At 66.7% G+C, this 22,551-nt stretch carries 22 protein-coding genes; 16 read left to right on the top strand and 6 right to left on the bottom strand.

Going from position 1 to position 22,551, the window contains the following annotated elements; all coding sequences use genetic code 11:
* Nucleotides 1–33: 33 nt before the first annotated feature.
* The 6 genes from ILT42_RS12905 (at nucleotide 34) to ILT42_RS12880 (ending at nucleotide 5,131) form a co-directional block, all read left to right on the top strand.
* Nucleotides 34–900, top strand: coding sequence for a metal ABC transporter permease (locus ILT42_RS12905; RefSeq protein ID WP_204216020.1), 867 nt, complete (start codon nucleotides 34–36; stop codon nucleotides 898–900).
* Nucleotides 901–922: 22 nt separating this feature from the next.
* Nucleotides 923–1,855 (top strand): metal ABC transporter substrate-binding protein, encoded by a 933-nt coding sequence (locus tag ILT42_RS12900; RefSeq protein WP_204216019.1) that lies wholly within the window; start codon nucleotides 923–925, stop codon nucleotides 1,853–1,855.
* Nucleotides 1,856–2,145: 290 nt separating this feature from the next.
* Complete coding sequence (locus ILT42_RS12895; RefSeq protein ID WP_204216018.1) at nucleotides 2,146–3,105, top strand: CobW family GTP-binding protein; 960 nt, start codon at nucleotides 2,146–2,148, stop codon at nucleotides 3,103–3,105.
* A gap of 211 nt (nucleotides 3,106–3,316) precedes the next feature.
* Nucleotides 3,317–4,324 (top strand): WD40 repeat domain-containing protein, encoded by a 1,008-nt coding sequence (locus tag ILT42_RS12890; RefSeq protein WP_204216017.1) that lies wholly within the window; start codon nucleotides 3,317–3,319, stop codon nucleotides 4,322–4,324.
* A gap of 3 nt (nucleotides 4,325–4,327) precedes the next feature.
* Nucleotides 4,328–4,597, top strand: coding sequence for a hypothetical protein (locus tag ILT42_RS12885; protein ID WP_204216016.1), 270 nt, complete (start codon nucleotides 4,328–4,330; stop codon nucleotides 4,595–4,597).
* 15 nt (nucleotides 4,598–4,612) lie between these two features.
* Nucleotides 4,613–5,131: a DUF2937 family protein gene (locus ILT42_RS12880; RefSeq protein ID WP_204216015.1), complete on the top strand. Its 519-nt coding sequence runs from the start codon at nucleotides 4,613–4,615 to the stop codon at nucleotides 5,129–5,131.
* 1 nt (nucleotide 5,132) lies between these two features.
* On the opposite strand, the gene ILT42_RS12875 is transcribed toward ILT42_RS12880, so the two are convergent.
* Entirely contained in the window at nucleotides 5,133–5,471 is a 339-nt protein-coding gene (locus ILT42_RS12875) for a hypothetical protein (protein ID WP_204216014.1), read from the bottom strand.
* Between the two features lie 159 nt (nucleotides 5,472–5,630).
* Nucleotides 5,631–7,058 carry a homospermidine synthase gene (locus tag ILT42_RS12870; protein WP_204216013.1) on the bottom strand — a complete coding sequence of 476 codons (1,428 nt, stop codon included), beginning with the start codon at nucleotides 7,056–7,058 and terminating at the stop codon, nucleotides 5,631–5,633.
* 244 nt (nucleotides 7,059–7,302) lie between these two features.
* Here ILT42_RS12870 and ILT42_RS12865 point away from each other — a divergent pair, with 244 nt between their 5' ends.
* Together ILT42_RS12865 and ILT42_RS12860 are read left to right on the top strand one after the other, a co-directional pair.
* A complete protein-coding gene (locus ILT42_RS12865; protein ID WP_204216012.1) occupies nucleotides 7,303–8,526 on the top strand; it encodes an MFS transporter in 1,224 nt (407 codons plus the stop codon).
* A gap of 58 nt (nucleotides 8,527–8,584) precedes the next feature.
* Nucleotides 8,585–9,787, top strand: a complete 1,203-nt coding sequence (locus ILT42_RS12860) for an MFS transporter (protein WP_204216011.1) — start codon at nucleotides 8,585–8,587, stop codon at nucleotides 9,785–9,787.
* 28 nt (nucleotides 9,788–9,815) lie between these two features.
* Here the strand turns inward: ILT42_RS12860 and ILT42_RS12855 are convergent, their stop codons facing one another.
* Together ILT42_RS12855 and ILT42_RS12850 are read right to left on the bottom strand one after the other, a co-directional pair.
* Entirely contained in the window at nucleotides 9,816–10,388 is a 573-nt protein-coding gene (locus ILT42_RS12855; RefSeq protein WP_204216010.1) for a GNAT family N-acetyltransferase, read from the bottom strand.
* A 160-nt stretch (nucleotides 10,389–10,548) separates the two neighbouring features.
* The gene (locus ILT42_RS12850; protein WP_204216009.1) at nucleotides 10,549–11,703 is read right to left on the bottom strand and encodes a type III PLP-dependent enzyme; all 1,155 of its coding nucleotides are present in this window, start codon (nucleotides 11,701–11,703) and stop codon (nucleotides 10,549–10,551) included.
* Between the two features lie 687 nt (nucleotides 11,704–12,390).
* Between ILT42_RS12850 and ILT42_RS12845 the strand changes: the two genes are divergently transcribed.
* From ILT42_RS12845 to ILT42_RS12810, 8 genes are all read left to right on the top strand, one after another.
* Complete coding sequence (locus tag ILT42_RS12845) at nucleotides 12,391–13,968, top strand: glucan biosynthesis protein (RefSeq protein WP_204216008.1); 1,578 nt, start codon at nucleotides 12,391–12,393, stop codon at nucleotides 13,966–13,968.
* 86 nt (nucleotides 13,969–14,054) lie between these two features.
* Complete coding sequence (locus ILT42_RS12840; protein WP_204216007.1) at nucleotides 14,055–15,062, top strand: ABC transporter substrate-binding protein; 1,008 nt, start codon at nucleotides 14,055–14,057, stop codon at nucleotides 15,060–15,062.
* A gap of 3 nt (nucleotides 15,063–15,065) precedes the next feature.
* Complete coding sequence (locus ILT42_RS12835; RefSeq protein ID WP_204216006.1) at nucleotides 15,066–15,860, top strand: ABC transporter ATP-binding protein; 795 nt, start codon at nucleotides 15,066–15,068, stop codon at nucleotides 15,858–15,860.
* A complete protein-coding gene (locus tag ILT42_RS12830; protein ID WP_204216005.1) occupies nucleotides 15,857–16,711 on the top strand; it encodes an ABC transporter permease in 855 nt (284 codons plus the stop codon). Before ILT42_RS12835 ends, ILT42_RS12830 begins: the two co-directional genes overlap by 4 nt.
* Before the next feature lie 133 nt (nucleotides 16,712–16,844).
* Nucleotides 16,845–17,378: a MarR family winged helix-turn-helix transcriptional regulator gene (locus ILT42_RS12825; protein WP_229428618.1), complete on the top strand. Its 534-nt coding sequence runs from the start codon at nucleotides 16,845–16,847 to the stop codon at nucleotides 17,376–17,378.
* A gap of 99 nt (nucleotides 17,379–17,477) precedes the next feature.
* Entirely contained in the window at nucleotides 17,478–18,404 is a 927-nt protein-coding gene (locus ILT42_RS12820; protein WP_204216003.1) for a DMT family transporter, read from the top strand.
* Nucleotides 18,401–18,703, top strand: coding sequence for a TfoX/Sxy family DNA transformation protein (locus ILT42_RS12815; RefSeq protein WP_204216002.1), 303 nt, complete (start codon nucleotides 18,401–18,403; stop codon nucleotides 18,701–18,703). The genes ILT42_RS12820 and ILT42_RS12815 overlap by 4 nt, the downstream gene beginning before the upstream one ends.
* Before the next feature lie 33 nt (nucleotides 18,704–18,736).
* Nucleotides 18,737–19,702, top strand: coding sequence for a 2-hydroxyacid dehydrogenase (locus ILT42_RS12810; RefSeq protein ID WP_204216001.1), 966 nt, complete (start codon nucleotides 18,737–18,739; stop codon nucleotides 19,700–19,702).
* Between the two features lie 58 nt (nucleotides 19,703–19,760).
* Here the strand turns inward: ILT42_RS12810 and ILT42_RS12805 are convergent, their stop codons facing one another.
* Nucleotides 19,761–21,569 (bottom strand): IlvD/Edd family dehydratase, encoded by a 1,809-nt coding sequence (locus ILT42_RS12805; protein ID WP_204216000.1) that lies wholly within the window; start codon nucleotides 21,567–21,569, stop codon nucleotides 19,761–19,763.
* 165 nt (nucleotides 21,570–21,734) lie between these two features.
* On the bottom strand, nucleotides 21,735–22,511 hold the full coding sequence (locus tag ILT42_RS12800; RefSeq protein ID WP_204215999.1) for a tellurite resistance TerB family protein: 777 nt from the start codon (nucleotides 22,509–22,511) through the stop codon (nucleotides 21,735–21,737).
* Nucleotides 22,512–22,551 lie beyond the last annotated feature (40 nt).

Below are 22,551 nucleotides of genomic sequence, written 5' to 3'. Positions count from 1 at the left end.
GTCCCTCGATGCGCCCTTGGGCGAGGCCTGAACATGTTCGATGTCTGGATCGGCCCGTTTTCCGAATTCGCCTTCATGCAGCGCGCCTTGGTGGGCACGGTCGCCATCGCCCTCGGGGGCGGGCCGGTGGGCGTGTTCCTGATGCTGCGGCGCATGAGCCTGACGGGCGACGCCATGGCCCACGCGATCCTGCCCGGCGCCGCCTTCGGGTATCTGCTCGCGGGACTGTCCCTGCCGGCCATGACCTTCGGGGGGCTCGTGGCGGGCGTCGTCGTGGCGGTGGCGGCCGGCCTCGTGTCCCGGTTCACGGCCCTCAAGGAGGACGCGTCGCTGGCGGCCTTTTACCTCCTGTCCCTGGCGCTCGGCGTCACCATCGTGTCCCTGCGCGGCTCGAACGTGGACCTCCTGCACGTGCTCTTCGGCACCGTGCTGGCGCTCGACGACAACACGCTCCTGCTGCTGGCCACCATCTCGACCCTGACGCTGCTGACGCTCGCCGTGCTCTACCGGCCCCTGGTGCTCGAATGCGTCGACCCGACCTTCCTGCGGTCCGTGAGCCGCACCGGGGTCGTCACGCACCTGGCCTTCCTGGGCCTCGTGGTGATCAATCTCGTCGGCGGGTTTCACGCGCTCGGCACGCTCCTGGCGGTGGGAATCATGATGCTGCCCGCCGCCGCCTCCCGGTTCTGGACCGCCGACATCACCCTCATGATGGCGGTCTCGGTCGCCATCGGCATCTTGTCGGGCTTCGGCGGGCTGCTGCTGTCGTTCCATGCCGAACTGCCCGCCGGACCGGCCATCATCCTGGTGGCGGGCGGGATTTACATCCTGTCCCTCGTATTCGGCCGCGAGGGCGGCCTGCTGTGGCTCGCCCTGCCCCGCAGACACTTGGAAGCCTGATTTCAATCTGGAAGGACCCGCCATGCTGACGAAGCGATCCGCCCTGACCCTGCTGGCCGGAGCCCTGGCCTTGGCCGGGACCGCGCTGCCCGCCCTGGCCCAAGCGCCCGAAAAGCTGAAGGTGGTGGCCACCTTCTCGATCCTGGGCGACATCGTCAAAAATGTCGGCGGCGACCGGATCGAGGTGAAGACCCTCGTGGGCCCGAACGGCGACGCGCACGTCTATTCGCCCACTCCGGCCGACGCGAAGAGCCTCACCGAGGCCAAGGTGGTGTTCACCAACGGCTTGAAGTTCGAGGGCTGGATCGCCCGCCTCATCCGGTCCTCCGGCACGAAAGCGCCGGTCGTCGAGGCCGCAGGGGGCGTCAAGGCCCTGGACGGGGACGACGATCACGGCCAGGGTCACGACCATGCACATGACCACGGCGCCCTCGACCCCCATGCCTGGCAGAACGTCGCCAACGCCAGGATCTACGCCCTGAACGTGCGCGATGCCCTGATCCGCGCCGACGAGGCCGGCAAGGCCGCCTACGAGGCCAACGCCGCCGCCTACGTCGCGCAGCTCGACGCCCTGGATGCCGACATCAAGGCCCTGGTGAGCCGCATTCCCGCCGACAAGCGCCGGATCATCACGTCCCACGACGCCTTCCGGTATTTCGAGGCGGCCTACGGCATCGATTTCGTGTCGCCCCAGGGCGTCTCCACCGAATCGGAGGCCTCCGCCAAGGACGTCGCCACCATCATCCGGCAGATCAAAAAGGACCGGATTTCCGCGATCTTCGTGGAGAACATCTCCGACCCGCGCCTCATGGAACGTGTCGCCAAGGAGACGGGCGCCCGGATCGGCGAGCCGGTCTTTTCGGACGCCCTCTCGGACGCCTCGGGCCCGGCGGGGACTTACATTGACCTGATGAGGCACAATATAAAGGCCTTCAGCACGGCCCTGTCGAGCTGAACCCAATTCACCCTCCCTAAAGGAGTGTTGCCGGAGCGACGATGACAGGCGCAACCTACTCTCCTCCCCCTTGTGGGGAGGAGTTGGAGGTGGGGGTGTGGGTGCTAAGATTTCAGACGTGGGCGCTCACACCCCCATCCCCAGCCCTTCCCCACAAGGGGGAAGGGAGGAAGCCGCGCCCCTTTCGACAATCCTTCCTTCGGTAGAGGCTGCAAGCATCTTCAACCACCCCGGAGCGCTGTCGCGCCCCGGCCCTCCCCCAACGGGAGGGCAAGACCCGGAATCGTCCCATGTCCGACAAGATCCCCGTCACCGTCCTCACCGGCTATCTCGGCGCCGGAAAGACCACGCTTCTCAACCGCATCCTCACGGAAGAGCACGGCAAGCGCTACGCCGTGATCGTGAACGAGTTCGGTGAGATCGGCATCGACAACGAGCTCGTGGTCGGCGCCGACGAGGAAGTGTTCGAGATGAACAACGGCTGCATCTGCTGCACCGTGCGCGGCGACCTGATCCGCATCCTCGACGGCCTCATGAAGCGCAAGGGCAAGTTCGACGCCGTGATCGTGGAGACCACCGGCCTCGCTGATCCGGCCCCCGTGGCCCAGACCTTCTTCATGGACCAGGACGTGTCCGACGCCGCCCGCCTCGACGCCGTGGTGACGGTGGCCGACGCCAAGTGGCTCTCCGACCGCCTGAAGGATGCCCCCGAGGCCAAGAACCAGATCGCCTTCGCGGACGTCATCATCCTCAACAAGATCGATCTCGTAAGCGAAAAAGAGCTGGAGGAGGTCGAGGCCCGCATCCGCGCCATCAACCCCTATGCCAAGCTCCACAGGACGCAGAATTGCGCCCTGCCGATCTCCGACGTGCTCGACCGCAACGCCTTCGACCTCGACCGCATCATCGAGATCGAGCCGAACTTTCTGGAGGACGCGCACCATCATCACGACGAGGAGATGCAGTCGGTCTCCGTGAAGGTGGATGGCGAGGTCGACCCGGAGAAGTTCATGCCATGGATCTCCAACCTGACCCAGGTCGAGGGCCCGAACATCCTGCGCTGCAAGGGCATCGTGGCCTTCCCGAATGAGCCCAAGCGCTTCGTGTTCCAGGGCGTCCACATGATCCTCGACGGCGACGTGCAGGGCGATTGGAAGCCCGGCGAGAAGCGCGACTCGAAGGTGGTGTTCATCGGCCGGAACCTCAACGAGAACGCCATCCGCGAGGGCTTCCTGAGCACGGTGGCTTGAGGTCCAAGCTCGATCAGGCGTCCTCATCCTGAGGGCCCGCGAAGCGGGCGTCTCGAAGGACGAGGGCGGCGGATCGAGCGCTCGCTGGAAACGCCTCGTCCTTCGAGACGAATTGCTGCGCAATTCCCTCAGGATGAGGCTTCTGTCGCATCATTTCCTCCCGCATCCCCAATCTTATGCTATGGCCCCTCCATCAACAGGGATCGCCTTCATGAGTACCGGAACCGCTCCATCGCTCACCGAGAACATCGCCCCCGTCGCGGCGGGCGGGCACGTAATCGCGGCGAACTGGCTGAAACACACGGCTGCGTTCTCTACCAGCGACGGCACGGTGATCCTGGCGCGCGACGGGGACAGCCACCGGGTCGAGGCGCATCCGGATGCCGGTCTCCTGGTGGCGGCGGGCGACGGCGAGCGCCTGGTCACCGGCGGCGATGACGGGCGCGTGGCCGTGACGGGACAGGACGGTTCCACCAAGACGCTGGCCGAGACCAAGGGCGCATGGATCGATTCGCTGGCGCTGAGCCCAGGCGGCGCCTTCGCGTACGCGGCGGGCAAGCGGGTGTTCTCCCGGGATCATCGCGGCTCCGAGAAGACCCTCGAGGTCACCTCCACGGCGCGGGGCCTCGCCTTCGCGCCCAAGGGCTACCGGCTGGCGATCTCGCATTACAACGGCGCGACCCTGTGGTTCCCCAACGTGGAGGGCAAGCCGGAAAACCTCGAATGGAAGGGCTCGCATCTCGACATCGTCTGGTCGCCGGACGCCCGTTTCGTCATTACGTCGATGCAGGAGAACGCGCTCCACGGCTGGCGGCTCCAGCCCGACAAGGGCCACATGCGTATGAGCGGCTATCCGTCGAAGACCCGCTCGATGTCCTGGTCCCATGACGGCAAGTGGCTTGCCACGTCGGGCGCCGAGGCCGCCATCGTGTGGCCGTTCGAATCCAAGGAAGGCCCCATGGGCAAGGCGCCGCGCGAATGCGGCGTGCGGCCCGCCAAGGTGAGCCGCGTGGCGTTCCATCCCAATACCTACGTGCTGGCCGTCGCCTACGAGGACGGCTGCATCCTGCTGATCCGGCTGGTGGATGCCTCGGAGATCCTCGTCCGACCGGCGACCCCCGACAGCGGCGTCACGGCGCTGGCCTGGGACGGTCGCGGCCAGCGCCTCGCCTTCGGGTGCGAGGACGGACAAGCCGGCGTCCTGACCCTGCCGACCTGAGTCATGGCCCGCCTCGGTGCCTTCCTGAAATCCGCGTTCGGGCGCCCGAAGCCCGACGGGGAGGCGCTCGCTCAGGTCAAGGCCTGGTGCCGGGCGGCGCTCCCCGAAGCCTCCTATGCCGTCAACGAGATCGCCTGCACGGATCCCGGCTGTCCGGGCATCGAGACCGTGATCCTAGTCATGGAGCCCGGCCGCAAGACCCGCGCCGTGAAGGTCCAGAAGCCCTTGGACGAGGTTTCGGAACAAGATGTGCGAGAGGCCTTTAAAGCTTGAGAGGAGGCGTCGAGCGTGCCGCGGATCGTGAGAATCATCGCCTTCGGGCTGGGGCTGGCCGGGGGCGTCGTGGCCTCGCAGGGGCCTGAATATTCCCAGCAATACCGCCAGCGCCTGGGCGGCACCATCGACGAGTTGCACCGGATCATCTCCCGCTTCGACGCGGATGCGGGCGCCAGCGGCGAAACCCGCGACAGTGCCATTGCCCGTCTGCGGGGCAATTCCGACACCTTCGTGGAACGCCAGGGCGCTGCCATGCAGGGCAACGTGGAGCGGGTGGCGCGGCTGGAATCGCAACGGCAAGCCATGACGGATGCGGGCCCCTTCGGCCGCATCGGCGTGATGGTGCGCGACGGCGACAGGGACGTGATGGAGGCGGCCTACCGGGATTTCGAGCCCGCCGTGCCGGTCACCCAGGAGGGACTGCTCTCGGCCGCTGCGGGCTTCATCCTGTTCTGGGGCGGGTTTCTCCTGCTCGCGGGCTTCATCCGCAGCCTGCGACGGTCGCGCCGAGCGCAGGCCGCAAGGGCCTGACCTACTCGGCCCGCTCGGGCTTTCCGGCCAGCACCACGTAGAAGCCGAGCCCATCCTGGGCCGGGAGAGTTTGCAACCGCTCGATCCAGCCGCGCTTCTTGGCCTCCAGCAGCGCCTTGCCGATGGGCTGGAACAGGGTCTCGCCCCCACCTTCGGGCGGAGGCGACAAGCGGATCGCCACGGTCTTGCCCCTCGCGAAGCGGCTGCGCTCCAGCATGTCCTGGATCGAGGCCGCCGCCCGCTCGCGGCCCGCGTCCCGCAGGTCGAGAACCGATTCGGCGTCCACGACGCCGAGCGAGCCGCGCAGCTTATCGGCGTAGAATTCCTCGAAATGGGGCATGGGATCGTCCTTCATAAAAGGCTCGCCACAATCCCCTCCCCCTTGTGGGGAGGGCCAGGGTGGGGGCGCGAGCGCAGACCTTCACAGGTTCGGAGCCAACACCCCCACCCCCATCCCTTCCCCACAAGGGGGGAAGGGAGCAGGGCGGCATTCGATTATTCACCGCACCAGCACGTTCCGGAACTGCCATGGGTCGGACGTGTCGATGTCCTCCGGGAAGAAGCCCGGGCGGTCGGCCAGCGGGGTCCAGTCCGTGTAGAAGCCGTTCACGGGACCGAGATAGGGCATCTGAACCTCGAGGCAGCGGCGGAAATCCATCTCGTCCGCCTCGACGATGCCCGCCTCCGGGTTCTCCAGCGCCCAGACCATGCCGGCGAGCACGGCGGAGGTCACCTGGAGGCCGGTGGCATTTTGATACGGCGCGATGCGGCGCGTCTCTTCGATGGAGAGCTGCGAACCGTACCAATAGGCGTTCTTCGCGTGGCCATAGAGCAGGACGCCGAGTTCGTCGATGCCGTCCACGATCTCGTTCTCGTCGAGGATATGCTGCGTCTCCTGCACGTTGCCGGCATTGCCGAACATCTCATGCAGCGACAATACCGCGTCGTTGCTGGGGTGGTAGGCGTAGTGGCACGTGGGCCGGTAGACCGCGTTCCCGTTCTCGCGAACGGTGTAATAATCCGCGATCGAGATCGACTCGTTGTGCGTGACGAGAAAGCCGTGCTGGGGTCCCGGCGTCGGGCACCAGCTGCGCACGCGGGTGGCCGCTCCGGGCTGCCGCAGGAAGATCGCCTGCGCGTCGGGACCGAGAGTCTCGGCGTTCTCGGGCATCCAGGTCTCGTGCGTGCCCCAGCCGAGCTCGGCGGGCTGCTGGCCCTCCGACACGAAGCCGTCCACCGACCAGGTATTCACGAAGGTGCCCATCGGCTTGGCGGATTTGGCGCGCTGGGTGTCGCGCTCGGCGATGTGCACGCCCTTCACGCCCACCTTCCGGGCCAAGCGCGCCCAGTCCTCGCGGCTCTTGGGCTCGGGCCCGCCGACACCCAGATCGCCGGCGATGTTCACCAAGGCCTGCTTGACGAACCAGGACACCATGCCTGGATTGGCGCCGCAGCACGACACCGCGGTGGTGCCCCCCGGATTGCGCCGTCGTGCCTCCAGGGTGATTTCGCGCAGCGCGTAATTCGTGCGGGCGGCCGCACCCTTGCTCTTGTCGAAGTAGAAGCCGACCCAAGGCTCGTTGACGGTGTCGATGTAGAAGCAGCCCAGCGACCGGCACAGCTCCATGATCTCGACCGAGGACGTGTCCACCGAGAGGTTCACGCAGAAGCCCTGGCCGCCGCCTTCGGTGAGAAGGGGCGAAAGCAGGTCGCGATAGTTGTCCTTCGTGACGGCCTGCTGAATGAAGCGGATGCCGCGCTCGTCCAGCAGTTCCTTGTGCTTCTCCTGCGGGTCGATCACCACGAAGCGGCTCTTGTCGTACTCGAAATGGCGTTCGATGAGCGGCAGGGTGCCCTGGCCGATCGAGCCGAAGCCGATCATGACGATGGGGCCGCTGATGCGGCCGTGAACGGGCCAAGTGGTCATCGGATGGATCTCCTTGAGAGCCGAACGAGGGGTCGCGTCGGACGATGTGTTCGGGCGGCATGTAGGGTTGCGGGAGCGCCGGGGTCAATGCCCGCAGGGAAAGTCATGGTCTTTCCCCATGACAGACCCGTGACCGGGCCTCGCACGCGCCCAAAAGCGGATCGGCCATTCCGTTTATGCACTCGACATTAAGTTGCGATTCCGCATGATCGGCCGATATTTTGAGCCGCCTCACCATGTTTCCATGACATTTCGCGACCTGCTGGCCAGCCACGGGCGAACGGTCGGCCTGGGCTATGCCCTGGCGCTCCTGTCGTCCTTCGGGCAGACTCCCTTCATCGCCGTGTTCGTGTCCGACCTGCGAGGCGCCTTCGGCCTCAGCAATGGGACCTTCGGGTTGATCTACTCGGCCGCGACCCTGAGCTCGGGCCTGATCATGATCTGGCTCGGCGGCCTCATCGATCGGGTGAATGCCGGCCTCTACGCGTCGCTCGCCCTGTTCGGCCTCGGCCTCGCGGCCCTGAGCCTGTCCTTCGCGTCGTCCCTGGCCCTGATGGGCGTGAGCCTGTTTTGCCTGCGCCTCTTCGGTCAGGGCATGCTGAGCCATGCGGCCATCACCTCCACGGCGCGCCTTCCGGAGGCGATCCGCGGCCGCGCGGTGGGGATCGCGACCATCGGGTTTCCCAGCGGCGAATCCGTCCTGCCGGGCCTCGCCCTGCTGACGATCTCCACCCTGGGCTGGCCCAGCGCCTGGCGGATGGCGGCCTTGGTGATCCTGTCGAGCCTCGTGGCCGGCTGGGCCGTCGGGCGCTGGCTCGGCGCGCGGGATCGGACCCTCGACCGCGACCTCGATCCGCCTGCCCGCAACACGGAGCCCAGGCCGCCGGTGGCGGGGCCGAGCCGCTTGGACATCCTGCGCAGCCGGGGCTTCCTGCTCTTCATTCCGCCCATGATCGCCCCCACCGGGATCTTCACGGCCTACCTGATTCATCAGCGCTACATCGCCGAAACCAAGGGCTGGCCCCTGGAGGCTCTCGCCAGCGGCATCTCGACCTACGCCGTCGTGTCGGTGGTCACGACCATGGCCACGGGCACCCTCGTGGACCGGTTCGGCGCCATCCGCCTCAGCCACCTCTATCTGGCGGGGCTCGTCTTGGCGTCCCTGACGCTCGCCCTGTTCGACGATCCCGCCGCCGCGCCCCTGTTCTTCGCCCTGCTAGGGCTGACCGGCGGCGCCAACAACGTGGTTCTGCCCGCCGTCCTGGCGGAGCTGTTCGGCACGCGCCATCTGGGCACCGTACGGGCCCTGTCCGGCTCGATCTGCGTCACAGCCTCGGCCGTGACGCCGGGGGTCGTGGGCCTGCTCTTCGACCGGGGCGTCACGATCGGGACCCTGTCGGCCTGGTTCGCGGCCTATACGATCCTGGCGACCCTCCTCACTTTCGCTCTCCCCAACCCCAGGGCCTGACGGCTCACCCCCATCAGGACGCAGGCTCTCGTCATGTTCACGAAACCGGATCCCGCCCATGAAGCTCCATGACCTTCTCGCCCGCCACGGACGGGTCATCGGCCTGGGATTCGGCCTCACGCTCCTGTCGTCCTTCGGCCAGACCTTCTTCATCTCGCTCTCGGCCCCGGACATCCGCGCCACGTTCGGGATCACCCATGGGGGTTTCGGGCTGATCTATTCGGCCGCGACCCTCACGTCGGGCCTTTTGATGATCTGGATCGGGGGCGTGATCGACCGGGTGCGGGTCGGCCTTTACGTCACAATCGCGCTCGTCGGCCTGTCGCTCGCGGCGGCCGGCCTCTCGCTGGCCCCGAACCCCATCGTGCTGGGCTTGTGCCTCTTCGGGCTTCGGTTGTTCGGACAGGGGATGACGAGCCACGCGGGCATCACCTCGACGGCGCGCCTGCCCGCGGGTTTGCGCGGGCGCTCCGTGGCCGTGGCGGCGCTCGGGTTTCCGGCGGGCGAGGCGATCCTGCCCGGCATTGCCCTGGTGACGGTCGCGGCTCTGGGCTGGGTGGCGGCCTGGCGCGTGGTCGCGCTGGCGATCCTGGTCGCCCTTGCCCTGGGCTGGGCCCTGAGCTTCGCTTTGGGACCCGACCGGTCGCAGGCGGCCGACATGGAGGCCCCCTCCCCCCATGAGCCGGGGCCACGCTGGGTCGATCTCCTGCGGGATTGGCGGTTCCTCGCCCTGATGCCCGCCTTCATGGGCTATCCGGCCATCGTGACGGCTTTTTTCTTCCATCAGCGGCTGATCGCCGACATGAAGGGGTGGAGCCCCGAGCTGCTCGCCAGCGGGATCACGACCTTCGCGCTGGTGTCGGTGGTGGTGGTGATGACGGCCGGAAGCCTCGTGGACCGGTTCGGCGCCGTGCGGCTCAGCCATTTCTACCTGATCGGCCTCATGAGCGCGTCCGTCGTGCTGGCCCTCACGGAGGGAGCGTTGTCGGTCTTCCCGTTCTTCGCGCTCGTCGGCCTGACGGCGGGCGGCACCAACGTGGTGGCGGCCTCCGTTCTGGCGGAGCTGTTCGGCACGCGGCACCTCGGCAAGATCCGGGCGCTCGCCGGCTCCGTCATGGTGGTGGCCTCGGCGACGACGCCGGGGCTCGTGGGCCTGCTGTTCGACGCCGCCGTGCCGCTGCCGACGATCTGCCTGTGCTTCGCGGCCTATCTGGCGTTCGCCACCGCCATGACCTTCCTGCTGCCGAATCCGAGGGCATGATCGCACGCCCTCGGATCCATGGTCAGTTTCAGGCGGCGGGACGTAACGCCGCCCAATGGCCTTGGGCTGCCGCCGCCACGAGAGCCGCGAGATCGGGCTTCTCCTCGAACGCACCCGTGGCCGACACCAGGCCGCGCGCACCGGACAGCGCGCCGGCCCTCAGCTCCAGCGCGAGAAAGCGCTCGCGCTCGAAGGGACCCGGCATCCACAAGCCCTCGGTCATCTGCGTCGAGAAGCCGAAGCGGTCGTAATAGGGCGCGTCGCCCACGAGCAGCACCGATCCGTGGCCGAGTTCAGCCGCGCGGGCCAGCGCCTCGCGCATGAGCTTCCCGCCAAGGCCGAGGCCCTGAAGCGCCGGATCGACCGCGATGGGGCCGAGCATGAGCGCAGGGCGGCCCGGGCCCGCCGACACGTGCCAGAGACGCACGGTGCCGACGATGCGGCCGTCCATCTCGATGACCAGCGCCAGGCCGTCCGCAGGCAGACGGCCTTCGCGCAGGCGCTCGCAGGTCTTTTGGAAGCGGGCGGGTCCGAAGCAGGTGTCGAGCAGCGTCTCGCGCGCGTCGACGTCACGGAAGGTTTCCTCGCGAATCGTGATCATGGCCGTGGCCTCCCAGCACAAATGGGGTGAGCGACAGCCCTCGCACCTGCTCAACGGAGCAGGCCGTCCGGGACAACTATGGGTGAGTTGGGGCCTGCCTCAACCCTGAGGCAGGCGGGACGTGACGTCTGCTGAGTCGCGTCGTCTTTCGACGGCGCCCTCAGATCACGTAGGACTTCAGCGGGGGAAACCCGTTGAAGGCGACCGCCGAGTAGGTGGTCGTGTAGGCGCCGGTGCCTTCGATCAGAACCTTGTCGCCGATTTCCAGGGACACCGGGAGCGGATAGGGGTTCTTCTCGTAGAGCACGTCGGCCGAGTCGCAGGTCGGGCCGGCGAGCACGCAGGGTACCTTGCGGTCCTCGTCGTGCTCGGTGCGGATCGCATAACGGATCGACTCGTCCATCGTCTCGGCGAGACCGCCGAACTTGCCGATGTCGAGATAGACCCAGCGGATCTCGTCCTCGTCCTGGCTCTTCTTCGAGACGAGAACGACCTCGGCCTCGATGATGCCGGCGTTGCCCACCATGCCGCGCCCCGGCTCGATGATCGTCTCCGGGATGCGGTTGCCGAAGTGCTTCGACAGCGCCCGGAAGATCGACTCGCCATAGGCTTCGACCATCGGGACCGTCTTCAGGTACTTCGTCGGGAACCCGCCGCCGAGATTGACCATCGACAGGTGGATGCCGCGCTCCGCGCACTCGCGGAAGATCATGGATGCCGACCCCAGGGCGCCGTCCCAAGCCTCGGTGTTGCCCTGCTGCGAGCCCACGTGGAAGGACACGCCATAGGCCTCGAGGCCCTGGCGAACCGCATGCTCGAGCACGTCCACGGCCATCTCGGGCACGCAGCCGAACTTGCGCGAGAGCGGCCATTCGGCGCCGGCGCCGTCGCACAGGATGCGGCAGAACACCTTGACGTCGGAGGCCTCCACGCCCACCAGGGCCGCCGCGCGGGCGATCTTCTCCACCTCGGCCTCGCAATCGACCGCGAAGAGACGCACGCCGAGCTCAAGAGCCCGCGCGATGTCGCGCTCCTTCTTGATCGTGTTGCCGAAGGAGATGCGGTCCGGGGTCGCGCCGGCGTCCAGGGCAAGCTGGATCTCGACGGTGCCCGCCGTGTCGAAGCACGAGCCCAGATCGGCCAGAAGCTTCAGCACCTTCGGGTCCGGGTTCGCCTTGACGGCATAGAACACGCGGGTGTCGGGCAGAGCGCGGGCGAACTTGGCGTAGTTGTCGCGCACCACGTCGAGATCGACGACCACGCAGGGGCCATCCTCACGTCGGTTGCGCAGGAATTCACGAATGCGCTCAGTCATGGCGCTCTCCCCACCAAAGGTTCAATGAGGCTGTTCCGTTGAGCCTCGGATTGAAGTTCAGACGTCGTCGATGCCTTTCGAGGGCATTGTTCGCGTCCGGCGTCAGCGGGAGAAGACGACCTTGCATCCTCGTGCGATGGAGACACGAAGGGATGCGTGGGCTCTTCACCCGACGATGCTGCCTTGGATTGGATGGGGGATTCCCGTCCGCACGCCTGGCAATGATAAACAAGCCTCTTCGGTGCTGACCTTTGGAGGGCCAGCGAGACCAAAAAAGCCCGTTCGTCGTTGCTTTAAGTCGCGTCCCCCGTTGAGAACGAGGTACGCCGGTTTTCGCCTCCGGCTGCCGGTTAGGGGTATCGAGAACTAGGGCGTTCTCGGGCGGCTGTCCGGCCTCTTGTCCGGATGCCCACCAACCGACACACGACCACAGGCACGTGCGAAATTGGGCAGGGCTGAGATAAGCTTAATAGGGCCCCTGTACAAGAGTTTTTTTGATATTTTTTCACGGACCGGAGGCCGGGTTTCCCCAACGGACCCGGACGCGCCCTCTGGGCAAAACCGTTCAGCTTCTGTTAACGGGCAAAGCTAGACGAAAGGTGGAGGCGAGCCCATCTCTCTGCTTGGCGTCCTTGCCCGATGCCGCCACCCGATCCCGGCTCCCGCGACCCGAGAAATCACGCTTCGATGATGCCCCTGTCCCGCCGCCTCCTTCTCCAAAGCCTTCTCGCGACGGCCGCCGTGCCGGCCCTGGCCCAGCAGCCCCCGGCGGCCCAGCCGGCGCCCACGGGACCGGTCGACCCTGCGCCGTTCCGGTTCGAGGACGTGGTGCGGCGCGCCCGCGAGCTCCAGGCGGTCGCCTACGAGGCCGCCGCGGCCCAGCTGCCCCCGCCCCTCAACGGGCTCAGCTTCGACGACTACAGGGACATCCGCTTCCGGCCGGAGCGGGCGCTGCTGTCGTCCTCGGGCTCTCCGTTCCGGATGCAGCTCTTCCACCTGGGCTTCCTCTACCAGCGCCCCGTGACCGTGAATGTGATTCGCGACGGGGTGCCGACGCCCGTCCCCTACCAGCGCGAGCTGTTCGATTACGGTCGCAACGCAATCGAGCGTCCCCTGCCGGTGAACCTGGGCTTCGCGGGGTTCCGCCTCCATTACCCGCTCAACAGCCCGAAGGTCTTCGACGAGCTGATCGCCTTCCTGGGTGCGAGCTACTTCCGCTTCCTCGGCCGGGACCAGAAATACGGCCTTTCGGCGCGGGGCCTGGCGATCAACGTGGAGGGCGGCGACGGCGAGGAGTTCCCGGCCTTCCGGGAATTCTGGATCGACATGCCCAAGCCCAACAGCGATCAGGCGACGATCTACGCGCTTCTCGACAGCCCCTCGGTCACGGGCGCCTACCGCTTCGTGATCTATCCGTCCCAACGGACCACCATCGACGTGACGGCCACGCTCTTCCCGCGCCGCCGGATGGAGAATGTGGGCCTTGCCCCCCTCACATCCATGTATTTCGAGGGCGAGAACGACCACAAGCGGGTGGACGAGTTCCGGCCCGAACTGCACGATTCGGACGGCCTGCTGATGCATTCCGGCGCGGGCGAGTGGATCTGGCGGCCGATCTCCAACCCGGATAAGAAGACCGTCTCGTCCTTCTCGGACAACAACCCCCGGGGCTTCGGGCTCATGCAGCGGGACCGGACGTTCGAGAACTACCAGGACCTGGAGGCCTTCTATCACCAGCGTCCCGGCTATTGGGTGGAGCCGGTCGGTCAGTGGGGCGAGGGCCGCGTGGAGCTCGTGGAGCTTCCCACGCCCGACGAGACACACGACAACATCGTGGCTTATTGGGAGCCCAACCGCCCCTACGAGGCCGGCCAGGAGACCACGATCAGCTACCGGCTGCGGTCCATCGGCTCCACGGACGAGATGCATCCCGGCGCCAAGGCCGTGAACACCTTCCACACGCCGGCCCGCAACAGCGGCTCAAGCGCGCCCAGCGATCCGACCCGGCGACGCTTCATGATCGATTTCGCGGGCGGCGACCTGGAGTTTTACCTGCGCGATCCGAGCCAGGTGGAGGTGGTGCCGTCAATCTCGCAGGGCCAGATCACCCATACCTTCATCGTGCCCAACCCTCACACCAAGGGGTTCCGGGCCGCCATCGACGTGAAGCTGGAGCCGGGGCAGTCCACGGACCTGCGGGCCTTCCTGAAGGCCGGCAACCGGACGCTCACGGAAACTTGGACCTATCCCTGGACGGCGGGCTGATCGTCCGCCGCACGGACAAGCTTGCCAAGCCTCGCGGGAGCAAGCAGAACCGGGGTTCAGCATCCCGTCGCCTTGGAGGATCGGGCATGACATCTCGCACGAGCCTTGTTGCCGCGGCAGTCGCCATCGTGGCCTGGGCCGCGCCCGTGCAGGCGCAGCCTCTCACGGAGGTGGCCTTCGGCACCAACTGGCTCGCTCAAGGCGAGCATGGCGGGTATTACCAAGCCCTCGCCGACGGCACGTATGAACGATACGGCCTCAAGGTCAGGATCGTGCCGGGCGGCCCGCGCGCCAACAACCGCATGCTCATGGCGGCGGGCAAGCTCGACTTCTACATGGGCGGCAGCCTCATCCAGGCCTTCTCGGCGGTGGAGAAGGACATTCCGACGGTGGTGGTCGCGGCGCATTTCCAGAAGGATCCGCAGATCCTCATGAGCCACCCCGGCCAGGGCCTCGACACGTTCCTGGATCTCCGGAAATCCAACGATCTCCTGATCTCGAAAGACGGTTTCGCCACCTATTTCCAATGGATGAAGGTGGAGTTCGGCTTTCGCGACGAGCAGGTGAAGCCCTACGGCTTCAGCCCGGCGCCCTTCATCGCCGACAAACGCGCCGTTCAGCAGGGCTATGTGACGTCCGAGCCTCTGGTGATCGAGAAGGCAGCGGGGTTCAAACCCAACGTCTTCCTGCTGGCGGATCACGGCTTCAGCACCTATTCGACGACCGTGGAGACCCGCCGCGAGGTGATCGACGCCAAGCCCGACCTGGTGCAGCGCTTCGTCGATGCCTCCACGGTCGGCTGGTACAACTACCTTTACGGCGACAGTACGGGAGCGAAGGCGCTCATCCGGCGCGACAACCCGGAGATGACCGACGAACTGCTCGCCTATTCGGCTGCCAAGATGAAGGAATACGGCATCGTCGATTCCGGCGATGCGGAGCGGCTCGGCATCGGCGCCATGACCGACGCCCGGGTGAAGGATTTCTTCGACAAGATGGTGAAGGCCGGCCTCTTCAAGCCCGATCTCGACTACCTGCGCGCCTACACGCTCCGGTTCGTGAACAAGGGCGTCGGCCGGGACCTCAAGAAATAGGCCGTGCCGGATCAGGATCAGGCCATCGTGCCGCCTCTCGTTTCGCTCAGCGGTGTCGCCAAGACGTTCGCCAATGGGCTGAAGGCCCTCGACGGGATCGATCTCGATATCGCGCGAGGCGAATTTCTGTCGCTCCTCGGCCCGTCCGGATGCGGCAAGTCCACGGCCCTGAGAATCATCGCGGGGCTGACGCCGCCGACGGCCGGAACCGTCGCCTGGAGCGACGCGCCCGACGGCGACCACCGGGGCGAGATCGGCTTCGTGTTCCAAGAACCGACGCTGATGCCCTGGGCCGATGTGGCCGGGAATGTCGGCCTGCCCCTGCGCCTGCGGGGCCAATCCCGGCGCGAGGCGTGGCCCCGGATCGAGGAGAGTCTGGAGCGGGTCGGGCTGCGGGAGTTCGCGCACGCGTATCCGGGCGAATTGTCCGGCGGCATGAGCATGCGGGTCTCGATCGCGCGGGCGCTGAGCCTTCGCCCGAAGCTGCTTCTCATGGACGAGCCTTTCGCGGCCCTCGACGAGATCACCCGCTTTCGCCTCAACGACGACCTCCTGCGGCTGCACCGGGAGCTCGGCTGCACCGTGGTGTTCGTGACGCATTCCGTCTTCGAGAGCGTCTACCTCTCGCATCGGATCGCCGTCATGACGCCGCGCCCGGGCCGCATCGCCGCCACGCTGGCGGTCGACCCGGCCCAGCGGCGCGACGAGGCGTTCCGGAGCAGCGCCCAATACGCAAGCCTGTGCGGCAAGGCCTCCCGGGCGCTGGCCGACGCCTCCGGGCCGGGACGGCCGTCGTGAGGCGCGCGGGACCCGGCCGTGACCGAGCCCAGGCGCGCGACGCCCGCCTTCGCGTCGCGCTGCCGCTCGTCGTCTGCATCGCCGGTCTCCTGGCCTGGGAGGCCTATGTGCGCCTGGCCGCCGTGCCGCCCTACATCCTGCCCGCCCCCACCCTGATCGCCGCGACCCTCGTGACGGACCGGCACATCCTCCTGGCCTCTTGGCTCGTCACCTTGGAAACCGCGCTGCTCGGACTCGGCCTGGCAGTCCTGGGGGGCGTCGCGCTCGCCGTGGCCCTGAGCCTGTCGCGGATCGTGGAATACGCGGTCTATCCCCTCGCGGTCGCGCTCCAGGTGACGCCCGTGGTCGCGGTCGCGCCCCTCCTGCTGATCTATCTGCCGGAGAGTGTCGCAGTTCTGGCCTGCGCCTTCGTGGTGGCGTTCTTCCCGATTCTGTCCAACACCATGCTGGGCCTACAATCCGTGGACCGGAACCTGCTGGAACTGTTCGCGCTCTACGGGCAGCCCGTGGGGCGGTCCACCGCCGCCGCGCGGTTCCGGGCGCGGGCTAAGGCCCTCTGGCACCTGCGCCGCCCCGCCGCCCTGCCATCCTTCCTGGCGGGGCTGCGGATCGCCGGAGGATTGTCCCTCATCGGGGCCGTGGTGGCCGAGATGGCGGCGGGCTCGGCCGGCGCCAGCTCCGGCCTCGCCTATAGGATCATCGAGAGTCAGTACCGCCTCAACATCCCCCGGCTCTTCGCGGCCCTGGTACTGTTGATCACAACCGGAATCCTCATCTACCTCCTGACCTCGGCCGTTTCCCATCGCCTGCTGCGCCGCTGGCATCCAAGCGCCCTGACGCCGGAACGGTAGGGTTCACCCATCTCATCTGTAGGAATATGGTCCGAGAGGCCTGTTTTTCGCGGTTTTGTCATCGAACCGTCATGACGCGCCCCACAAGGTGGCGTAGACATCGACGGAAAGATGCAGGACGCGGGTGAACCGGATGAAGCATCCAGGGATGAAAAGTGTCGGTTGGGCCCTCGTCCAGGCGTCGCGTCTTCATCGGAGCCGGATGGGCGACAAGCTTGCCGGCCTCGAGCTTTTCGCAGGCCAGGAGCAGGTTCTCCAGGCGCTCGCGAGCGAGGGCAAGATGACGATGGGGGAACTCGCGGCCATCCTGCGGGTCCGCCCGCCCACCGCCTCCAAGACCGTCTCGCGCCTGGCCGCCATGAAGCTCGTCGAGCGCCACACGGAAGCCGGTGATGCCCGGGTGGTTCGGGTCAAGCTCACCAAGGAAGGCAAGAAGAAAGCCGCCGCCATCGACGATCTCTGGAACGAGGTCGAGGACGAGTTGCTGGCGGATTTCGACTTGAAGGACCGCAAGCGGCTGCGCAAGCTCTTGAAGCGCTCCGCCAAGAACCTCGCCAAGCTCACCGGCGCCGACCTCGACGGGTTCGACATCACCGACGACGAACTCGACGAGACGGACGACGCGGTCACGCCGCCCGTCGTCACCGGGCCGATCCTGGCGGCCTGAACCCGCGTCGTCCCCTCGGCCTCTGCCCCGATCCAGGCGCAGGGCCCCTCGGCGCTTTTGGCGGTCGCTATCTTCGGGAGGGGCCGATAGCATCGCCCCATGGCAGACACCACGACCTATCCGAGCCTCGACAGCGGGCGCGCGCAGCGGAAGCGACGTCTGGCGGGCATCGCCCTCATGTGCCTCGGCCTCGTGAGCCTTTGCTGCCTGGACGCCACGGCGAAATGGATCAACCGGACAGGCGATCCGCTGTTCACGGTCTGGGCGCGCTATATCGGCAGCGTCCTTCTCACCTTGGCTTTCGTGAACCCCGCCACGACGCCCGGCGTGCTGAAGACCAAACGGCCGGGTGTTCAGGCCCTGCGCTCCCTCATTCTCTTCGTCTCCACGTCCCTCGGCTTCTTCGCCCTGCAGCATCTGCCCCTCGTGGAGAACACGGCCATCGTGTTCGCCACGCCCCTGATCGTGGCGCTTCTCGCCGGGCCGCTCTTGGGTGAGTGGGCCGGCCCCCATCGCCTCGCGGCCATCGGGGTCGGTTTCATCGGGATCCTGGTGGTGACCCGCCCGGGCCTCGGGACCCTGCATCCGGCCGCGTTCCTGGCGCTGGGCAGCGCCGTCTGCTACGCGCTCTACGCCATCCTGACCCGGATGCTGGCGGCCCATGATTCCTCCGCCACCACCCTGGTCTATTCCGGCTTTGCGGGCGTGATCCTCATGACGCCGCTGCTGCCCTGGATCTGGTCCACACCGGTCTCGGGAACGGCCTGGGTGCTGCTCTTCGCCACCGGGGTCTTCGGAACCCTCGGCCATTGGCTGCTGATTCTCGCCCACCGGCGCGCGCCGGCCCCGATCCTGTCGCCGTTCATGTACAGCCAGATCATCTGGACCCTGAGCTTCGGCTACATTTTCTTTGGAGACTGGCCCGACCAATGGACGTTTCTGGGTGTCGGGATAATCATCGCGTCCGGCTTGTATTTGCTCTATCGTGAACGCGTTCGCCACGTCGATCCCGGCACTTCCCCATGACCGATACGCCTCTTCATGCGCCGCCCGGCCTCGGCCCCGTGACCGAGGGGCGGCTGCGCGAGGTCGGCATCGCCACCATCGCGGATCTGAGAGCCATCGGCGCTGTCGAGGCCTATCGCCGCCTGAAATTCGTCATGCCCCGGCAGGTGAGCCAGAACGCCCTCTACGATCTCGAGGCCGCACTGCGCGGCTGCGGCGGGCTCGATCTGCCCCTGGACGTGAGGAATGCCCTCCAGGCACAGTCCCAGGCCATCGACTCCGCCCTGCGCAAGGGCGCCGCCGCCCGCTGCGCCATCTGATCCCCCCAACCGACAGGAGCCTTAGAGCCCACCATGACTCGCCCCGACGTGCTGATGCTGGCCCCCATGCTGCCCGCAACCATGGATAAACTCGACGAAGCCTTTACGGTCCATCGGATCTGGGAAGCCAGCGACCCCGATGCCGCGCTCCGCGAGGTCGCGCCGCGCATCCGCGGCATCGCTCTGAGCACCTCGTCGCCGCGGCGGGCCGATACCGCCTTGTTCGATCTCCTGCCGAACCTGGAGATCATCTCGGGCTTTGGCGTGGGCTACGACAACGTTGACGCCAGGGAGGCGGGCGAGCGCGGCGTCATCGTAACCAACACACCGGATGTGCTGAACGACGAAGTGGCGGATCTGGCCATCGGGCTGCTCATCGCGACCCTGAGGCAGATCCCGCAATCGGACCGCTATCTGCGGGCCGGCCGCTGGCTCGAGAAACCCTTTCCGCTCTCGGCGACGCTGCGCGAGCGCAAGATCGGCATCATCGGTCTGGGGCGCATCGGGAAGGCCATCGCGCAGCGGCTCGAAGGCTTCGGCGTTCACATCGCCTATCACGGCCGCACCCGCCAGGACGGTGTGACGTATGCGTACCACCCGACCCTGATCGGCATGGCGGAGGCCGTGGACGTACTCATCGCCATCACGCCCGGCGGCGCCGGAACGCGGCATCTCGTGAACGCGGACGTGCTCCGGGCGCTCGGGCCGCAGGGTGTCCTCATCAACGTGGCGCGCGGCAGCGTGGTGGACGAAAGGGCTCTGATCGAGGCCCTGAAATCCGGCACCATTCTGACGGCCGGTCTCGACGTGTTCGACGATGAGCCTCGGGTGCCGCAGGAACTGATCGACATGGACCACGTGGTGCTCCTGCCCCATGTGGCATCCGCGTCGGTTCACACCCGCAACGGCATGGGCCAGCTCCTGGTCGACAACCTCACATCCTGGTTCGCCGGCAAGGGGCCCGTGACGCCCGTTCCGGAAACGCCCTGGAAAAAATAGAGCATAAAAGAAAGGCAGGTTGCGAGACCTGCCTTTTTCCATGAAGCATCGTTGAGCGTCAGTGGTTGTCGCGCGGGACCCCGAAGGTTTGCGCGACGCGCTGGTATTTCACGGCGGGCTTGAGGACCATGCCTTCCGAGAGCTGATCCACCATGGAGCGCTGGATCTCCTGCCACGGCGTCTGGCTCGCCGGATAGGCGTAGCCGCCCCGCGCCTCCAGATCGGCCCGGCGCCGCTGGAGTTCTTCTGCCGGGATCAGGATGTCGGCGCTGCGCTTGTTGAGATCGATGCGCACCCGATCGCCCGTCTGCAGCAACGCCAAGCCGCCGCCCGCCGCCGCTTCGGGGGAGGCGTTGAGGATGGACGGTGTGCCCGACGTTCCCGACTGGCGCCCGTCGCCGATGCAGGGCAGCGAGAGAACGCCCTTCTTGATGAGCGCGCCCGGTGGCTGCATGTTCACCACCTCGGCCGCGCCCGGATAGCCGATGGGGCCGGCGCCGCGCATGATCAGGATCGTGTGCTCGTCGATGTGCATCGACGGATCGTCGATGCGGTGATGGTAGTCCTCCGGTCCGTCGAAGACCACAACGGGGCCCTCGAAGGCGTTGGGATCGTCCGGATTGTTGAGGTAGCGGTCCTGAAACTCCTGGCTGATCACGCTTGTCTTCATGATGGCCGAGTCGAACAGGGTGCCCTTGAGGTTGAGGAAGCCCGCTCTTTCCTTCAGGGGCTTGTCGTAGGGCAGGATCAGGTCCCGGTCCCAGGTGAACTTGCCGCGGCAATTATCGCCGATGGTCTTGCCGTTGCAGGTGATCGCGTTCTCGTGGATCTTGCCGGCCTGGATCAGCTCCGCCATCACGGCCGGAAGGCCGCCCGCGCGGTAGTATTCCTCGCCGAGGTAGAAGCCGGCAGGCTGCATGTTGACCAGAAGCGGAATGTCGAACCCGTACTTCTCCCAATCGTCACAGGTGAGGTCCACGCCGATATGCTTGGCGATCGCGTTGATGTGGACCGGCGCGTTGGTAGAGCCGCCGATGGCCGCGTTCGCAACGATGACGTTCTCGAACGCTTCGCGGGTCATGATGTCGGAGGGCTTCAGATCCTCCCAGACCATGTCGACGATGCGCAGGCCTGTCTCGTAGGCCGCCTGCCCGCGCTCGCGATAGGGAGCCGGAATGGCCGCGGAGCCCGGCAGCGACATGCCGAGCGCCTCCGCGAGGGCATTCATGGTCGAGGCGGTGCCCATGGTGTTGCAATGGCCGACCGACGGGGCCGACGATCCCACGATGTCCATGAACTGATGATAGTCGATGTCGCCCGCCGCATGACGCTCGCGCGCCTTCCACACGATGGTGCCGGAGCCCGTCCGTTCGCCGTTGTGCCAGCCGTTGAGCATCGGGCCCACATTCAGTGAGATCGCCGGAATGTTCACCGTCGCGGCCGCCATGATGCAGGCCGGCATCGTCTTGTCGCAACCCGTGAGCAGAACGACGCCGTCCAGCGGATAGCCGTAGAGAACTTCGACCAGGGACAGGTAGGAAAGGTTGCGGTCAAGGCAGGCCGTGGGGCGCTTGCCGGTTTCCTGGATGGGATGGCAGGGGAACTCGAAGGCGACGCCGCCCGCTGCCGTGATGCCGTCGCGAACGCGCTTGGCGAGGTCGAGATGATGCCGGTTGCAGGGCGAGAGGTCCGAGCCGGTCTGGGCGATGCCGATGATTGGCTTCTTGGACTGCAGCTCCTTGCCGGTCAGGCCGTAGTTCAGGTAGCGCTCGAGATAGAGCGCCGTCATGCCCGGATTGTCGGGATTGTCGAACCACAGCCTGGAGCGCAGTTGATCGGGCGTACGCCGGTGAGGCCTCTCAGCCATGCCGCTTGTCCTTATTTAGAAATCCTTCAATGCGTATAGCGCGATTTGCGGGGGAGCGGGAATGGCTTTTTGGATCACCCCAGGCCCACGCGCTCGCCCCAGAGGGGCCGGGCCTCCGGGGCGAGCGGTTCGATGCGATTTGCGCTGGCGGGACCGAGCGGGGCCCTAGCGCGCCGCCCCGATGGTCTCCTCGATCTGGGACCGAAACGCCTGGTCGAGGTCCAGCGACTGGGCCAGCAGGCGGAGGAACTCGCGCTCCTGCATGGTGTCGGGATCGATGGCGATACGGGCCGCGGCGTAGACCTGAGCGGCCTTTTCCGGGGTGTTGACGTTGGCGGCAAGTTCCTCGACGTCGGCGGGCGATGCCAGTTCCGACTCGAGCCAGCGTGTCGCCTCCGGATCGAGGCCGGCTTCGGTCATGCCTTTGACGATGCGGGCCCGCTCCGCCGCATCGACTTGGCCGTCAGAGGCCGCCGCCGCTACCATGGCGCGCAGGTACAGCAGGGCGTCGTCCTCCGTTTGCGATACCGGATGGAAGCGCGACTGCTCCGGAACCCCAAGCGCGTCAGGCTCGACCGGGAAAGGGCGTTGGGTGGCATTGACCGGCGTGGCCGCGCCCTGCTGGGACTGCCAACCTTGATAGGCTTTGTAGGCAAGCCCTCCGATGGCCGCCAAGCCGCCGAGCTTGGCGATGCTGCTGGAGATGCCACCCGATTTGCGCTTGCCGAACATGAGCCCGACCAGGCCCAGGAAAGCCGCTTGGCTCAATTTCGGGTTCTGGGCGATGACGTCCCTGACCTTGCCGATGAGCTGGTCGGACGATTGGCCCGCGAGAGGATTGCCCGTGGGAGCCGGAGCTTTGCCGCCCTGCCCTGCCGGGTCCTGTCCCGGACGGGATGCGGCACCGATCAGGGCATCGAGCATCGCTTTCGGATCGAACATTTTTTCCTCCCGCTTAAGGTTTGGCTGAGCATGGGCCTAA

The organism is Microvirga pudoricolor (assembly GCF_016892705.1).
Taxonomy (GTDB): Bacteria; Pseudomonadota; Alphaproteobacteria; order Rhizobiales; family Beijerinckiaceae; genus Microvirga; species Microvirga pudoricolor.
The sequence above is the reverse complement of the archived record's forward strand: the minus strand, read 5'-3'. Positions and strand labels throughout refer to the sequence as shown.

Excerpts from the sequence above, each read along its gene's own strand:
- ILT42_RS12805 (WP_204216000.1), bottom strand. The coding sequence starts at position 21,569 with ATGGCTGAGAGGCCTCACCGGCGTACGCCCGATCAACTGCGCTCCAGG.
- ILT42_RS12800 (WP_204215999.1), bottom strand. The coding sequence starts at position 22,511 with ATGTTCGATCCGAAAGCGATGCTCGATGCCCTGATCGGTGCCGCATCC.
- ILT42_RS12815 (WP_204216002.1), top strand. The coding sequence starts at position 18,401 with ATGACCGATACGCCTCTTCATGCGCCGCCCGGCCTCGGCCCCGTGACC.
- ILT42_RS12905 (WP_204216020.1), top strand. The coding sequence starts at position 34 with ATGTTCGATGTCTGGATCGGCCCGTTTTCCGAATTCGCCTTCATGCAG.
- ILT42_RS12845 (WP_204216008.1), top strand. The coding sequence starts at position 12,391 with ATGATGCCCCTGTCCCGCCGCCTCCTTCTCCAAAGCCTTCTCGCGACG.
- ILT42_RS12850 (WP_204216009.1), bottom strand. The coding sequence starts at position 11,703 with ATGACTGAGCGCATTCGTGAATTCCTGCGCAACCGACGTGAGGATGGC.
- ILT42_RS12895 (WP_204216018.1), top strand. The coding sequence starts at position 2,146 with ATGTCCGACAAGATCCCCGTCACCGTCCTCACCGGCTATCTCGGCGCC.
- ILT42_RS12900 (WP_204216019.1), top strand. The coding sequence starts at position 923 with ATGCTGACGAAGCGATCCGCCCTGACCCTGCTGGCCGGAGCCCTGGCC.
- ILT42_RS12860 (WP_204216011.1), top strand. The coding sequence starts at position 8,585 with ATGAAGCTCCATGACCTTCTCGCCCGCCACGGACGGGTCATCGGCCTG.
- ILT42_RS12820 (WP_204216003.1), top strand. The coding sequence starts at position 17,478 with ATGGCAGACACCACGACCTATCCGAGCCTCGACAGCGGGCGCGCGCAG.
- ILT42_RS12875 (WP_204216014.1), bottom strand. The coding sequence starts at position 5,471 with ATGCCCCATTTCGAGGAATTCTACGCCGATAAGCTGCGCGGCTCGCTC.
- ILT42_RS12865 (WP_204216012.1), top strand. The coding sequence starts at position 7,303 with ATGACATTTCGCGACCTGCTGGCCAGCCACGGGCGAACGGTCGGCCTG.
- ILT42_RS12810 (WP_204216001.1), top strand. The coding sequence starts at position 18,737 with ATGACTCGCCCCGACGTGCTGATGCTGGCCCCCATGCTGCCCGCAACC.
- ILT42_RS12870 (WP_204216013.1), bottom strand. The coding sequence starts at position 7,058 with ATGACCACTTGGCCCGTTCACGGCCGCATCAGCGGCCCCATCGTCATG.
- ILT42_RS12855 (WP_204216010.1), bottom strand. The coding sequence starts at position 10,388 with ATGATCACGATTCGCGAGGAAACCTTCCGTGACGTCGACGCGCGCGAG.
- ILT42_RS12840 (WP_204216007.1), top strand. The coding sequence starts at position 14,055 with ATGACATCTCGCACGAGCCTTGTTGCCGCGGCAGTCGCCATCGTGGCC.
- ILT42_RS12825 (WP_229428618.1), top strand. The coding sequence starts at position 16,845 with ATGAAGCATCCAGGGATGAAAAGTGTCGGTTGGGCCCTCGTCCAGGCG.
- ILT42_RS12890 (WP_204216017.1), top strand. The coding sequence starts at position 3,317 with ATGAGTACCGGAACCGCTCCATCGCTCACCGAGAACATCGCCCCCGTC.
- ILT42_RS12885 (WP_204216016.1), top strand. The coding sequence starts at position 4,328 with ATGGCCCGCCTCGGTGCCTTCCTGAAATCCGCGTTCGGGCGCCCGAAG.